The following is a 15391-nucleotide window of genomic DNA, read 5'->3' as shown; positions in this document are numbered from 1 at the left end:
CTCTTTTACTAATTTCATCTGCTATCTGTGATTTTGAAATATACATTGCTTTTATCATGTTGTTGAAACGAGTGGGATGAGATGTACCCTCAGCAAATTTGGGCTGCGTTTTTTCACATCTCTCCTTATTTAAGGAGACATTCCTCAAATGTCCCTGCTTATGCTAAATATATTTTGTAATATTGAAAATATTTATAAAAATAATAATAGTTATCATGCCAATAAATAATTTATTCAGTGTTTGATTCTTGATAAATCTGTTTATCTTAGAACCTGTTAGTCCTCCTAATACACCACATGCACACATCAGCAGCAGCATGTATACGGAAAATTCAGGGATATCCCTCTGCAGCAGCGCGCTGAGAATACTGGATATTTGAGACAGAAATATGACATAGAGGGAATACACGGCTGCCTGCTTCTCACTCATGGAATATAAGTAGAATAATACAATAAGATTAAAAGGTCCTCCGCCAATTCCTAAAAAGGAGGATATGACTCCTAACAAAAAACCTGCAATAAAGGCAATTCCCTTAATGGTTACCCGTTTGGTTTTTATCATATTTTTAAAAAGAGAATATACTAAGGTTCCCGCAGTAAGTAATACCAGAACAACCGCTTGTACCCCACCTATGTAATCGGGATTGGGAGAATTTTTTACAATCATCTGAAAAATTTCTTTCCCAGCCAGTCCCCCGACAATACTTCCTAAAGATATAACAACCGCAAAAGCCCTATCAACCTCCCAGTTATCCCCATATTTCTTACCGCATTTCGAGCTGCTGAGCAAGGACACTCCCGACATAGATAAAACCGTACAGCCGGAAAGAAAGCTAATTGTTGTTACCGGCATAACTCCGGTGGCATCCAGTACGGGCTTGATGATAACACCGCCTCCGATGCCGCAGATAGAGCCTGTTACTGAAGCTAAATAGCATACCAGAGCAATAATCAGGTTAATCATTTTATACCTCTAATAATTTATTTTTCAATCCATAGTATAAGCCTTGAAAAATTATATGTAAAGCATTAACCTGAAAACTACTATGGCATAATTGCTGTAAATCGTCCATAGACATTCCTCAAAAATACAGCAAAATTTCTGCGTTATTGTTGAGGATTGTCCCCTCTTATCTGACATGATTCTTTAAACTAAATGATATAGTTTTGTAAAACAAAAATGGTATAATTTATTTGTTTACAGTGTAATTGCGGATTTAATTTCACTAATGAGCTGTAAATTCAATTTGATTTTTTGGAGGAAATTAAATGAAAAAAATTATTGCAGGAATATTAAGTCTTTTAATCGCTATTGTACTGGCTGGACCTGTTAATGCAGAACAAGCACCCATTAAATCACCTGAGTCTTCCATCTGGCAAACCGGTAAGATAGCAGCAAGTATCGAAAGCTTTAGCCGTGTAGTATGTTTTAAAAACAAGCTATATGTAGCAATTGCAGCTGGTGGAAAGATTAAAGCTTCAGTTGATGGTATAAACTGGACTGAAAACCTGAACACTTCCCATGAAATCCCTTCCGAACTGAATGATATCATCTGTACAAATAGCCAGATTGTAGCAGTTGGCCATAACGGTACTTTTCTAAGATCGACAAACGGATATGACTGGAATGTGGTAAAGCCCATTACAACAAGTTCAATAGAAAAAATTATTGTTGGAAAAAATCTATTTCTTGCATTTACTGATAAGCAGGGAGAAATTCTGACATCAAGCAACGGTAAAAACTGGAAAATTCAGAAAACAGCCTTAAAGCAATATGTCTCCGATGCTGTCTGGAACGGAAAGGTCTTTGTAGCTGTTGGTGCAAAAGGGGAAATCAGCACCTCTAAAGATGGAGTTGCATGGCAAACGAAAACCCTGAAAAATAAGCCTGGTTTTAATAAGATTGTATGGAATGGCAAGCTGTTTGTTGCGTCAGGAACTACATACGCGAGTACAGATGAATATGATTATACGTCAGGATTATATATTGCTACCTCAAGGGATGGGTATAATTGGGGTATTAATACTCTTATGACTAAATACCTGAAAAAGAATTCTCGCGAAATATATATATGCATGTGTGAAAATATTATCTGGAATGGTAAATCCTTCATTCTTATAGTTAACGAGATAACCGGTCAGGGACCTGGCCCTGAATGCAGGCTAATTACTTATTCCTCACTCAATGGGGTAAAATGGCAGCGTACTAATGCCAACGTCGGAGGGGATTCATTAGTTACAGTATGGTCAGGAAAAGCTTTTGTAGCTGCAGTTAACTACTTCGCGCTCCCGGGTTATTGGTATGAATATGATATTTACTATTCAAGCGACGGTGTAAAGTGGAAAAAAGCTTTTCAGCAGAGTAGGGCAAACCATAAAATTAATGACATAATTTATAATAACGGTAAGTTTGTAGCTGTTGGTGATAACGGTGAAGCTAAATGCTCTACTGATGGTGTAAACTGGATTGAAAGTGAAATGATCCATACTCCACAATTTTGGGATGGCAATAAATTCATTTCGATTGATAGTGAAACGTATTCTATCTATTCATCAAAGGATGGATTGGAGTGGAAGAAAGAAAACAAGAGTGCTGAGGAAATTATTCGTTGGGGTATATGCTGGTCTGGAAAAGAATACGTCTCTTTTGGCCCGGACTTTTATCTGGCAGCCTCAAAAGATCTTGTTTCCTGGGATAAGATAAAACCTGCGGTTATGGATAGTTTCTATAAAAACGTCGGTCAAATAAATGCTTTCGCATCAGATGGATCTACATACATTATTGCCGGCTCTGATGGTACAGCCGTTTCATCTGATATGAAGAGCTGGGTATCAAGAAAAGAATTAAATTATTATAAGTCTATTATAATCGGTAGTTCTAATTATTTAGCTATAAATACATATGGGCAAATAGATGCTTCTCCCGATGGGTTTAGGTGGAAACGCATTAAAATAAAGGACTACAACAACTCGATAATTAAAATTATTTATTCAAACAATAAATTCATTGGTATTGGAAGCAATGGTGAGGTATGGTACTCAAAGAACGGGACTGACTGGGCTAAGGCCGAAAGCCATACTAATAAAGCTTTGAAGGATATCTGCTGGACGGGTAATGAATTTATTGCGGCAGGTGATGAAGGAATAATTATAACGTCAAAGGATGGTGTAAATTGGAGACAGGAAGAATCTCCATTAAATATTAGTTTTTCAACTGTATGTACAAATGGAAAAATAGTGATAATTAGCGGTCCGGGCGGTTTTATTTATAAATCGCTGAAATAACTCTTAGGGGACATTCCTCAAAAATAAAGCAAAATCTCTGCGCTGTTCTTGAGAAATGTCCCCCCGCCTGCTTTCTCCCCCTCTTTTGCGAAGCAGGGGGGTGAGTAAAGCTTATTATAGCTGGGTTTGGAGAAATAATTTCTGTATATTGGTTCTTTTGCAATTAGTCATATCTCTGTCCTTGCTAACCTCGCAGGGACCTAATTTGTTTGTGCATAAGAATCTGAATTCACACTTAAGGCATACCTTGCTGTCTATTTTATTGATAGGCAGCTTGGAGCGGATTCTTTTAAAAATTTCATTTTCAAACATATTTGACAATGAATCTTCCAGCACGTTTCCTATTTTATATTTTTCGTTTTCAAAGCACTGGCACGGATACACATCCCCATTGCTGGCAATATAGAAGGACGGGTTACAGCTAAGCAGGTTCGGAGAAGTTGGAGGAAGCAATCTGGCCCCATGACAGAATGAAAACATATTTATTCTGTTATGGACTTTTTTTGTTTCTTCAGGAGTCCTTTGTTTGTTCTCCTTATCACTCAGGTATGTATTTTTAAGGCTTCGTGCAACGCTTTTTATATATTCCTTCTCTGTGACAGAAAGCAGCTCGTTGACTTCGGCATCTTCTATTTTGCCGTATTGGGTCATCCCCCAGGATAAGTCACAGTTATTCAGCTTTTCATACAGCACGGAAACAAGCTTGTCCAGAGAATTAATATTCAAGGCGGATACTATGGGCTTTATGATTACAGTTATTTTTTTCTCTTTTGAAGAAAATTCATTTATTTTTTCCAGTGCTGTAAAAATACTTTTATCAAGACTGATATGCGGATTTCCCCATAATACTTCCAGCTCCTCCTCTATCACACTGTCCAGGCTTATGGTAAAGCCGTCTGCATATTCGGCCAGCTTTCCAATATCAATAGAGTTCAGAAGTGTTCCGTTAGTTATGAAATGAGTTTCCAGACCTATCTTTTTAGCCTCACTGCAAATATCAATCAAGTGATTGTTCAATGTAGGCTCTCCGCCGGTGAAAATAACCTTAGAGCCCTTTAATGCCTTAAATTCGTTCAATACCTCCACAACTTTTTCTTTTGATATTATGAAGTCTGAGCTTTTACTTATCCTATTATGCCTCTCTTCTTTATTAAAGCAATATATACAGTTTAAATTGCATTTATCCGTTAAGCTTATATAAATGTCATTGAAGGGATAACTCTCTACCGTGTCAATATTATAGCTTTCGCTCATCCAAGCTGCTTCAGCAGCAGTCTTATCAAACGACAGAAAGCCGTTTTTAGCCAATTCCTGGGCGAAGGGCAGAACATCTTCATTAAATGTTGAATCGTCAATTGAAAATTTATCAATTAAATTTTTCTTTACAATATCCATGCTGCTATTATTGTGAATTTCATTATATATTGCGGCACCTATTTCATCTAATGTTATCCAGTAATGTATTGAAGGATTAAATAAAATATATGTATCGTGACCATTTTCAATAATGCTTTCATAATCGTCTACTTTATGTAAAAAATTGGTGTAATTATCAAACAAACATGTTTTTTCATTAACAGTTTGCATAAACGGACTCCTTCCCGGCTAATTAAAATCTAACAAAATATAACTTTATTACCTTTGGATTTTACTGTATGTAGATCAAATCCAAGCAGTTTTAAAATTATATGTTCTTTTTACAGGTAACGGACTATAAAGCTAAGCATAGACTTTTCCAAAAACACGCCAATATCAGCCTATCATCGGGGGACGCACCAAGTCCTTGGGGGACACATTAATGTCAATCGGATATTTGGGAGCAACCAACCCGGTAAGTATAATTGGAGGCCATTTTATCGGGGGAATCTTTATGATGTCTTCTACAGTCAGTCCGACAGCACCCCCATTTGTATCGAGTGATTCTTTTACTGACATGTCTTCCAGATCAACTTTGTTAAAAGACGGTTTTTCTATTAATGGTTTTTTCCACATAATAATACCTCCTTAAACTTTTCACAGCACTTGATTTGATCTACTACTATATTATACCATTTAAAAATGAATTTTACAAATAACACGTGCAAAAAAATAGATAACCAAAGCATGTATTGTCCTAATCTTAAAAATTGATGGAAATTTTAAAAGGCCTGAAAAGAGGCGGGCATTAACGATATAATTAAAGTCTGCCGCCTATTATAGATACGTAAGCCATAAGCTGCTCCATAATAGACGGCTTTTTTTCAATATCTTATGCGGTTAACGGTAAGCAGAGTTTACTTTACTTGACTCTTGACTAAAGGATATGGGTAAGCGATTATTCCACTAAGAATAATAGGTGGCTTTATCGGCAGAATTATCGGTAAATTGATAATTGCCTCGGATACTCCAACAGCGCCCCCATTTGTTTCACTTGACTCTTTTACAGACAATTCCTCCAAATTAACTTTCTGAAAAGATGGTTTTTCCATTGACGGTTTTTTCCACATAATAATACCTCCTTATATTTCACATCACTTAACTTGCTTTACTTCAAAATTATACCATATAACAATACATTTTACAACTATATAAATAAGATGTTTTGATGATTATCTCTTTGCACAATCACGGTATTGATGCCCCTTACATATAATTAAATTAAATAACTATGACGGGGTTTTTATGAAATTTGGGGACATTCCTCGAAATTTGGGGACATTCCTCAAACTTAACGCACATTAAGTTTGAGAAATGTCCCCAAATGTGTCATTGCCGCAGAAATGCTAATATGTCATCCACTAAGCCAACAAGCGTATGCCCCTCTTCCTGCAACACAGTAACTTTTGCGTGAGGTACAAGGCTGCTGTAGCGGTGTGCCGTTTTGATCGAATGAAACATTACGTCTTTTTTCCCTACTAATAAAAGGGACGGTATTGTTACCCGCGTTAGTTCAGCATCCGTAAACAAAGGAACCTTCTCACGCCTAAAATTGAAGCTTTGCCCAATCAGCTTTTGATAATCCATTATCACCTGCGGTATGGGCTTCCCGCCATTGACCTTGCGATACAGCCGTTCTATGCCTTTTTCGCCCAGCAGAATATAGGCTAAAGACACAAATGCAAACGACGTTTTTTGCGTACCCACTCCAGCCGGACATAACAAAACAAGCTTATCAACCATTTGTCCATTTGCGATCGCAAACTTCAACGCAAGCCATGCCCCCAAGGAAATTCCGACTATGCTGGCTTTTTGGATGGACAGTCCCACAAATACGTCGTGAAGCCAATTGTCAAAATCAGAGCCTTCAAAGGATAATTGCTTATCGTCACTTTTGCCTGGTTCGCCTTGTAAATCAACACCATATACTCTGTAATGCTCGGAATACTTTTCCATGTCCTCAATCCACATGGCTGAATTTATGCCACTGCCGTGAAGCAGTACCAAAACGGGCGCATCTTCTTTACCTGCCGCTATTACAAATGCCTTTCCAAAGCGCGTGTCAACATAGATTTCTTCATGAGGAATTCTCATGTTGCCAAGAAATGTGTCATACGCTTTGTATACGGCACTCTTGCCCTCGGTCGTTTTAAAAGCAAATGTATCTCTCATTTTATACCCCCTCCTCTTAAGCCAGCAGCCAGCTTACAGCATCATCTAAACCGGTGAATATCCGAAAGGTATTCCCTGTGCTGTGCTCAGAAAGCATTTCCTCAAAACGTGCGGGGAAATGTTGTCCGCCCTTTAACGTTACAGCAGCTTTGATATTATAGTTTTCAAACTTTTGCAATATGGTGCCGGCAAGCCCTGTCCTTAGCCTTACAAAATCATCCGAAAGGCTGTCGCCGTCTAAAACCACTGCGTTGGTGCTGTGCTCGGCACAAAGTGAAATGATGTCAATCGCATCCTGCTCCCGCAAAATTAAAGGGCTGTCGCTTGTGAGATAAATATATCTTTTCCCTTGGGCCTCCATTATTTTATAGCTCATAGTCGATTCTTCCTTTTCTTTTTTATTTTGGCTGACTGCTTCCGCCTCATTGTCTTTACTATTCGGGATTTCCGAAATCAATTCCCTCACCCTTTGAATCCATTCAAGCTCACTTGAATAAAAGGATAATACATTCTCCCGTATTAAATCTATAAATAAAGACTCACCGAAAGACTGTTGTCCGGCAAAGCAGCACTGGTGGATTTCTCTTTCGGATAAAATTATCTGAGTCTTAACAACCTCGGTATAGGATTCCAGTATATTCTCCAAATCATTGCGATTTAATCCATCCGCCAAAGCCAATTTAATTAAAAGCTGCTTTTTAAAGGCCGGAGCATCCGTCACGGAAAGCAGCCATTGTTTAAACTCCTTCATACCGTCATCAGTAATTGTATAGATGTTTTTTGACGGTGATCCTTCCTGGTGCTGCACCTCTTTTGTAACAAAGCCTTCATCCAATAATTCAACAAACGCTTTATATATCTGATTGTTGTTTCCCGACCAGTACATGAAGGGCGTACTCTGAATCATTTTTTTCAGTTGGTATCCGGTCATGGGTTCCCGGCTTAAAAGTCCTAAAATCACATGGTTTAATGACATAATGAATTCCTTTCTCATAAAAATTTATCTTAAAAAAACATCTTAACATATGTTAATAATAACATATGTTAAGATGTTAGTCAAGTGGGGGGACATTCCTCAACAAATTTGTTTCTTGTTAAATATATATTTAGCGATAAAGATTTTACATGGAGGATATAATTTGATGAAAGAAATTTTTTTGACCCGTAAGGAATACATCTAAGAAAAGCTCCTGATGACATACCCGTGAGACATTTCCCCGCAAGGCGTCTTTTCGTTGTAGTTAAAAATTTCTGTAAGCAATTATATCCTCTATGTTTGTAAAATCTTTATTGCATCCTATATAGTTGAGAAGTGTCCCCGGAAGATTAAAAAGTTAAGTTACTGTGTTTTCGTTATAAAATTTTTTCCGATATTTTTTTACTTTTCATTTTTGTCATAGCTATGCAGCCACCCACAATCACAACCGTTCCAATTACGGAAAATACATCCGGTATTTCCATCCAAAAAACAAATCCCCAAAATGCGTTGAATGCAATGCCTATATAACGAACCACTTCAACTACAACAGCATTTTCATGGGTAAATGCCTTTGTTAAAAATACCTGTGCCAATAATGAGATTACACCGATACATGTAAGATAAAACCATTCTTTAGGATTCGGTACAACAAATTCGTTCCACATCAGCGGAATCGACACTATTGCCGCAGTAACCATAAAATAAAAAATAATTTCGTATGTATGATGCCTCTGGCCTAAATACCTGATACAGATACCTGCCGCCCCTGAAAACAAAGCAGCCAGAATCCCTAGAAACGCAACGGCGGAAAAGGTGGAATATCCAAAAGGCTTTATTGTGAGCATAGCTCCGATAAGAACTATTGGCATAATGACATAAACACTCCGAGGATTCTTCTCCTTTAAAAATAATCGCGAAAGCAGAATAGAAAAGATAGGGGATGTATTAATAAGGACAATGGCGTCCAGCAATGGCATATTGGCAATTGTGTAAAAATAAAAAATCATGTAAAGGGCTCCGCAGCATCCTCGCAATGCCAGCATCGGAATGCCGGTTTTTGAAAACGGCACTTTTTCTTTTTTCATAAAGAACAGGATCATAACCGTTCCGATAATGCTCCTGAAAAAAACAATTTCATTGGATGGAATGGATGACGCTGCCGCTTTTACAAGCACATTCATAATACTGAATATAAAGCAGGATGTGATCGCATACATAATGCCGCTGATAGCAGGATTGTTTTTAATCTTGTCCATGTTGGTTATTAATCACCTTTCACCTCTGATTTTATTGCAAATAATTGCAGCCTCTTCATCTAAACTCATGGGAACGAAATCATCAGACAATAAGTCCCCTTTATTTTGCTGCACAAATTGCTGCAGTTTCCGTTCATAATTATTAATAATTTTATCTATAGTGGGAGTTGATAAGGACAGATTGCACGCTATGCTCTGCAATATTTTCAATCTATAATAATCCTCCTTAGGCATTCTGGGAACATGCCAGCAGCCTTTCTTATCCTGATAAACCCTCTGAATGGGCACGGCTGAAAAGTCAAAATACCTGCCTTTCATGTCGGGGATTGAGAATGGGTCAATCAGTAAAGAGGTGTACCTTATATACAGTAAATATTCCTGTTTAATAGCATCAAACGAAGTGAAATTTTCAATATCATCCCTAGATAAGCTCTGAGGTCTTACAGGATAGTTGTCATCATTCATAAATTTAAGCAGATTAAACCGCTCCACGTTAAAGCAATTCAATATCTCTGAAATCTCTTTCCATTGCTCCAGCAAATCATGTATCACATATTGGGTAATAGGCCCCTCAGGATAAAACTTGTACGCGTATTTTACCGTTTTATCTTCTCCGAATATGATATCCAGAGCAAACTCGTTCATAAATATCGGAGGATGCACATAGATTGAGATATTCCTGCTCTCCGCTTCATACGGGCTTATCATTAGCTCGGCAGCAATGCCCAATTGACAAAGTAAATATGATAACTGTCCGCATGTTGCAGAGTCTTTGCTTGTAGAGCCTATATATATCTTCTTTTTTACGCCTTTAGTCAATACTTCAACAGCAGAATTCTGGCCTTTGGTTGCTGCATAATATGTTGAAAAGCTGATTACTTCGGCAGAACAGCCAAGGCTTTTTAAAAAACCGCTGACCAGACTGTTTGATCCAATGGCGGGCGATACCAAAACCACACATTGAAGCTGCTTTATAAATTCCGCATCTAATTGCTTTATAACGCTTATATACGCATCGTTTGTAACAGATAATATAATGGTATCCCATTTTCCCTCAACCGCATGATATCCCACAAATACATTGTCTATATAACATTCACCAAACATTGAAACATGCTTCTTATTTTGTATATAGACGGATACCTTATTTTTATTTTCGTCCAATTCATTGAAAAATTTTTTTGACCGTGCCGAAGCTCTGCCCGCAATACCTACAACGCAACCCAATTTGCTTTTGAGATTTACGGCAATTTGCACCGCCGCCGAACCCGTCCCCAATATCAGTACCCGTTGTAAAATTCCCATATCTGTAATGCCCCCTTTGTCATGTCGCTTTAAAATCTGCCGGTTTCATGCTTTTTTATACAAGGCTATATCAAAAACATTCTCCTGCCAGGATACATTATTTACTATATTCCACAGTGAACTGTCTGTGTCCTGTAAGGGGTAATTGAACAAAGATTTAAAACCGTCCCCATACCGCATGGCTACAACAACATCTTTATTTGTTAACGGATGAAGTTGATTTAATATATCAAATTTCTCTTTTACAGTAGACGCAAAAACAATATGTGTAGCCTCCCGGGTAAACTCCAATTGATCCGCAGGGCAATCCTTTATAGTAATTCGGGAGCTTTTATCCAGCATCCCTACAACTATCCTTGCTAAATTGACGGCTTCAGGGTCAATATCTATACCAACCACCTCCGCTCCCGTCCTTCGGGCAATCAGTAAGGGAGTCATAGGAAAAGCCCCTGCCCCGATAAGTAGCACCTTAGAATCAGCCGTAATCTCAAAGCTGCCAAATTCCGTTTCGATACATGCTTCTATATTGCTGAAATACTCCGCTATGCCTTCCCTATTCTTCTGCAATTCAACCGCTCTGTATTTTTCCATAGCCCATACGCAAAATGCAGACTGCTCCCTAATCTCCTCCACCAGCTTTTCTAAAATATCATCATTTTTATTCTCCATCTGCTTCCAGATTTCATCATTCTTTTTGTTCAATATAAAGGATGAAAATTCTCCTATTGTCTTTTCCATTTCCTTATAGTTATCAGCATTTTGTTTGTGTGAAATATTTAGTTGTCTGAATTCAGATAAAAAATTGTTCAGTTCCTTAACCAGCATGTCTTCATCCGTCATTATATTTTCCTCCTCATAAAATAGTATTGGGATATAAATTAAGCCATTATTGTTTCCGCCTAAACAAATGCGGTTCCTACAGCAGATATATCCACATGCCCTTGAATTGACAGGCAGGTAACATTTCCTTTTTGACACTTGGCCCAGACATCAATAACACCGCCCGGCTGCTTAATTTCCAAATGAATGCTTTCTTGTGCTTCTATGGCCGCATACGCACCCAAAGAAGCAGACCCAGATCCACAGCCCCTCTCCCAGATCATTGTTTCTGCACCAGGTACATAAATCAGGGGCGCTATCTCATTGCTTTGCCTTCTATACAGCAAAACGCCTGCTGCCGCTTCTCCCTGCAGCAGCTCGGGGGATTTTGCCATAATCTGAGCTGTTTCCCTTATAGAGCTGTCAAACCGCGGCACATTAACCACCGCGTGAACAATCCCGGGGTATCTGACAATAGTAGCCGGGATAGTAACACCATTGCAGCTTATCTTTTTTTTATCTACAGACAGGGGAAGAGGCATGTCTAATTTGCAAAGATATCCTGTCTTTTGCACTTTTACCCGGCACATTAACAAATGATTCGCTCCAGAAACCTCCAGAGGAACTTCCATCCCATTTCCGGGATGTAGGTTTCTTTTCCACGCCACTACCGCAGCTAAAGACATTGTTGCATTGCCGCAGAACTCTCCCGCCATCATTTGAAGCCGGGCACATGCCATACCACCTTTCGGCGACTCAATAAACCCTACCTGCTCGGCAAAGACGTTATCATATGCCATAATGTGGGAGGCCAGTTGCCGGTATACATCTCTTGAGTGACGGCTTTCCACAAGAATGGTCATATTTTGAGTGGGATTTACCTTAATAAACTTGACTTCCATTTTTCTTTCCCTTATTCTACACATAACATATACCTAGCAAAAATTAAGTGTGTATTAATCCTTTCTTCCTAAATAAAATATAAGCAGCCTGCTTAATATATAATGCATTATTGCAGCAATAACTCCAGCATAAGTTAGACGCGTCTCAGAATTATTATTGCGAATGAATATCATTATCAATAATAATTATAATTACACATTACAAGGTTGTCAAGTATTCGATTACATTTTTGGTTAATTTTTCTTTGGATTTTTCTTAACTCAAATGTAGAAAAAATGTCCGAATGGATGCTTTTTTGTCTGAATGGAGCAGATAATCCCCTGCCCTTTTGCTATAATTCTGTTTTGTTAAATGCAAAAGTTAGTCATTTCTAACTACTTAAATGATATATTAAATGGGGGGCTATTCTATGAACAACAAACTACAGACAAAAGACTTAATAAGCGTCGGAATATTTACTGCAATTTATTTTGTTATTTTCTTTGCGTGCGGCATGTTGGGCTATATACCCATTCTATTTATCCTTCTTCCCGCTTACATGCCTATGATAACGGGAATACCCTTTATGCTTTTCCTGACAAAGGTCAAAAAATTCGGTATGGTGAGTATTATGGCTATACTCCTTGGTATTATTATGTTTGCAACGGGTCATACATGGGTGCCTATCGCAACAGCGTTAATATTCGGCTTGCTGGCTGATTTGGTTTTCAAGACCGGTAAATACCAAAGCTTCAAGCACTCTGTATTAGGCTACGGAATTTTCAGCATGTGGTCAATGGGAGCCATGCTTCCATTGTGGATTATGCGTGACAGCTATTTACAGTATATCTCAAACAGTATGGGGGATGAATACACAAATGCAGTTATTTCCATAACGCCTGACTGGGCCGCAGTTGCCATATTTTTTACAGCATTTGCCTCAGGCATTGCAGGAGCCTTCTTAGGTAAAGCAGTTCTTAAAAAGCACTTTCAGAGAGCAGGTATTGCATGATGCAGACCGAACTTCTACAAAGCACAGGTGCTTCCCACAAGCACCTTAGGCTTGACCCTAGAACAAAGCTTTTTATTGCATTAATTACCAATACTGCTGCCTTCAGCGGAAATGTATGGTATTTAATGGTGGCTTTAGCTGCCATACCCTTATCCCTTTTGTTTGCCAGTAATAAAATAAAGTCAGGTGTATACTGCACTCTTGCATATATAATTGCAGTGTTGTTAAATGAGCTTGTGATGCCTGCCACTCATGGAATACCTAACCTTTTTATCGCAATGGTGGCGACTACGCTTTATAGAATGATGCCGGGACTGATAATGGGGTATTATCTGGTTACAACAACAACTGTCAGTGAATTTGTTGCATCCATGGAGCGTATGCACTTATCGCAGAAAATAATTATTCCCATGTCCGTAATGTTCCGTTTTTTCCCCACCATAGGAGAGGAAGCCCGTGCCATAGGTGATGCCATGAGGATGCGTGGAATCGGTCTGGGGTCAGGCAGGCTGTTTAAAAAACCTATGGCAATGCTTGAATACAGAATGGTTCCACTCCTTATGTCCACCGTCAAAATAGGAGATGAGCTGTCGGCGGCATCATTAACCAGAGGCCTTGGAGGCCCTGTCAAAAGAACAAATGTATGTGAAATCGGCTTTGGCGTGCAGGATATTGCAATATTAATAATCGGAATATTAATTTTTATAGCGTTTACTATAAATTAAAAGGGCGTGGCAAAAAATGATTGAATTAAAGAATGTTTGCTTTTCATACATACAAGGCTGCAAGGAAAACGGGCTGCATAATATTAATCTGACCATACGGGACGGAGAGGTGGTTTTGTTATGCGGAGAATCAGGCTGCGGAAAAACCACTCTGACAAGGCTGATAAACGGGCTGATACCCAACTATTATGAAGGCTCTCTTACGGGAGAGGTAATGCTTAACGGCCGTGCGGTTAATAATCTCCCTCTCTATGAGACGGCAAAAATGGTTGGATCAGTCTTTCAGAATCCCCGTTCACAATTTTTTAATGTTGATACCACAAGTGAGCTCGCCTTCGGGTGTGAGAATATGGGCCTGCCCATAGAGGAAATACAGAGGAGAATAGATGAAACGGTTTGTGATTTTAAAATTGAGACTCTGATGGGCAGAAGCATTTTTAAGCTTTCAGGGGGAGAAAAGCAGAAGATTGCCTGCGCCTCTGTCTCAACCTGTCATCCTGATATCTTTGTGCTTGACGAGCCCTCCTCAAACCTTGACACTTCTTCAATCGAAGACCTGCGGGAGCTTATAGTCATGTGGAAAAGCAAGGGTAAAACAATTATTATAGCAGAGCACCGCTTATATTTTCTCCGTGAGCTTGCCGACCGTATTCTATACATGAAGGAGGGCAGAATAAAGGAGGAGTTTACTTCCAGAGAAATGAAGGCAATGAGCCTGTCAAGGCTTTCAGGCATGGGGCTTAGAAGCCTTTTTTTATATAGCCTGTCAAAATGCAAAAGCGGTTTGTCTCAAAAGCAGGGCTATGTATCACTTTCGGGCTTTGTATTCTCATATAAAAACCAACACCCCGCCATTGAGATACACAACCTGTCAATTCCCGAGGGAGGTATTATTGCCGTCATAGGCCACAATGGAGCAGGAAAGTCCACCTTTGCACGGTGCCTTTGCGGGTTGGAAAAAAGCTGCAAGGGTGTTATGTCGGTCGGTGGTAAGAGCTTTAACGGAAGAAATCGGCTGAAGCACTTCTATATGGTAATGCAGGACGTAAATCACCAGCTTTTTACAGAAAGCGTGCTTGATGAGATTCTTTTAAGCATGGACAAGGAGGATTCTCAAAGGGCGGAAGATATTCTTAACAGTCTTGATCTTTTATCCTTTAAGGATATGCATCCAATGTCATTGTCGGGAGGACAGAAGCAGAGAGTGGCAATAGCAAGTGCGGTAGCCTCCCAAAAAGAATTTATTTTGTTCGATGAGCCTACAAGCGGTCTGGATTTTAAGCATATGCAGCAGGTATCCGATAATTTGAAGCAGCTTAATCAGATGGGAAAAACCTTGTTTATTATCTCTCATGACCTTGAGCTGATACTCAGAAGCTGTACGCATGTGCTTCATTTTGAGAAGGGCCGCGTCATAGATAATTATCCCATTGATGACTCGGGAGAAAAAAAGGTGGTATCATTTTTTGTAAAGGCCTCTGAAGAGCGGGGAGGCACCCCTGATTGTCTTTGTGTTTAAAATGCCTCCCTATTTGCTTTC

The 15391-nt window shown here is 39.0% G+C and carries 14 protein-coding genes; 4 read left to right on the top strand and 10 right to left on the bottom strand.

Translation table 11 applies throughout. From position 1 onward, the window contains the following. Window positions 1-163: 163 nt before the first annotated feature. Window positions 164-964 (bottom strand): sulfite exporter TauE/SafE family protein, encoded by an 801-nt coding sequence (locus DFR58_RS03800; RefSeq protein WP_114296478.1) that lies wholly within the window; start codon window positions 962-964, stop codon window positions 164-166. 305 nt (window positions 965-1269) lie between these two features. On the opposite strand from DFR58_RS03800, the gene DFR58_RS03795 reads away from it, so the two are divergent. After that, complete coding sequence (locus DFR58_RS03795; RefSeq protein ID WP_114296477.1) at window positions 1270-3285, top strand: hypothetical protein; 2016 nt, start codon at window positions 1270-1272, stop codon at window positions 3283-3285. Between the two features lie 114 nt (window positions 3286-3399). Here the strand turns inward: DFR58_RS03795 and DFR58_RS03790 are convergent, their stop codons facing one another. The 9 genes from DFR58_RS03790 to DFR58_RS03750 all read right to left on the bottom strand — a co-directional run bounded on the left by DFR58_RS03790 (window position 3400) and on the right by DFR58_RS03750 (window position 12134). Next, the gene (locus DFR58_RS03790; protein ID WP_114296476.1) at window positions 3400-4872 is read right to left on the bottom strand and encodes a radical SAM protein; all 1473 of its coding nucleotides are present in this window, start codon (window positions 4870-4872) and stop codon (window positions 3400-3402) included. Between the two features lie 165 nt (window positions 4873-5037). Further along, entirely contained in the window at window positions 5038-5277 is a 240-nt protein-coding gene (locus DFR58_RS03785; RefSeq protein WP_114296475.1) for a hypothetical protein, read from the bottom strand. Between the two features lie 281 nt (window positions 5278-5558). Then, the gene (locus DFR58_RS03780) at window positions 5559-5771 is read right to left on the bottom strand and encodes a hypothetical protein (protein WP_114296474.1); all 213 of its coding nucleotides are present in this window, start codon (window positions 5769-5771) and stop codon (window positions 5559-5561) included. Between the two features lie 259 nt (window positions 5772-6030). Further along, entirely contained in the window at window positions 6031-6873 is an 843-nt protein-coding gene (locus tag DFR58_RS03775; protein WP_114296473.1) for an alpha/beta fold hydrolase, read from the bottom strand. 16 nt (window positions 6874-6889) lie between these two features. Beyond that, the gene (locus DFR58_RS03770) at window positions 6890-7849 is read right to left on the bottom strand and encodes a PadR family transcriptional regulator (RefSeq protein ID WP_242987381.1); all 960 of its coding nucleotides are present in this window, start codon (window positions 7847-7849) and stop codon (window positions 6890-6892) included. 377 nt (window positions 7850-8226) lie between these two features. Then, complete coding sequence (locus DFR58_RS03765; protein WP_114296471.1) at window positions 8227-9108, bottom strand: DMT family transporter; 882 nt, start codon at window positions 9106-9108, stop codon at window positions 8227-8229. Between the two features lie 12 nt (window positions 9109-9120). After that, window positions 9121-10413: an opine metallophore biosynthesis dehydrogenase gene (locus DFR58_RS03760; RefSeq protein WP_114296470.1), complete on the bottom strand. Its 1293-nt coding sequence runs from the start codon at window positions 10411-10413 to the stop codon at window positions 9121-9123. A 45-nt stretch (window positions 10414-10458) separates the two neighbouring features. Continuing rightward, a complete protein-coding gene (locus DFR58_RS03755; RefSeq protein ID WP_114296469.1) occupies window positions 10459-11253 on the bottom strand; it encodes a nicotianamine synthase family protein in 795 nt (264 codons plus the stop codon). Between the two features lie 59 nt (window positions 11254-11312). Then, a complete protein-coding gene (locus DFR58_RS03750; RefSeq protein WP_114296468.1) occupies window positions 11313-12134 on the bottom strand; it encodes a histidine racemase CntK family protein in 822 nt (273 codons plus the stop codon). Between the two features lie 410 nt (window positions 12135-12544). Here DFR58_RS03750 and DFR58_RS03745 point away from each other — a divergent pair, with 410 nt between their 5' ends. Genes DFR58_RS03745 through DFR58_RS03735 form a run of 3 tightly spaced genes read left to right on the top strand, consistent with a single transcriptional unit; the run spans window position 12545 to window position 15370 of the window. Beyond that, window positions 12545-13126 carry an MptD family putative ECF transporter S component gene (locus DFR58_RS03745; RefSeq protein WP_114296467.1) on the top strand — a complete coding sequence of 194 codons (582 nt, stop codon included), beginning with the start codon at window positions 12545-12547 and terminating at the stop codon, window positions 13124-13126. Next, window positions 13123-13851 carry an energy-coupling factor transporter transmembrane component T gene (locus tag DFR58_RS03740; protein WP_242987380.1) on the top strand — a complete coding sequence of 243 codons (729 nt, stop codon included), beginning with the start codon at window positions 13123-13125 and terminating at the stop codon, window positions 13849-13851. Before DFR58_RS03745 ends, DFR58_RS03740 begins: the two co-directional genes overlap by 4 nt. A 16-nt stretch (window positions 13852-13867) precedes the next feature. Then, a complete protein-coding gene (locus tag DFR58_RS03735) occupies window positions 13868-15370 on the top strand; it encodes an ABC transporter ATP-binding protein (protein WP_114296466.1) in 1503 nt (500 codons plus the stop codon). Window positions 15371-15391 lie beyond the last annotated feature (21 nt).

The sequence above is a fragment of the Anaerobacterium chartisolvens genome (assembly GCF_003337415.1).
In the GTDB taxonomy this organism is placed as follows: Bacteria; Bacillota; Clostridia; order Acetivibrionales; family DSM-27016; genus Anaerobacterium; species Anaerobacterium chartisolvens.
The sequence above is the reverse complement of the archived record's forward strand: the minus strand, read 5'-3'. Positions and strand labels throughout refer to the sequence as shown.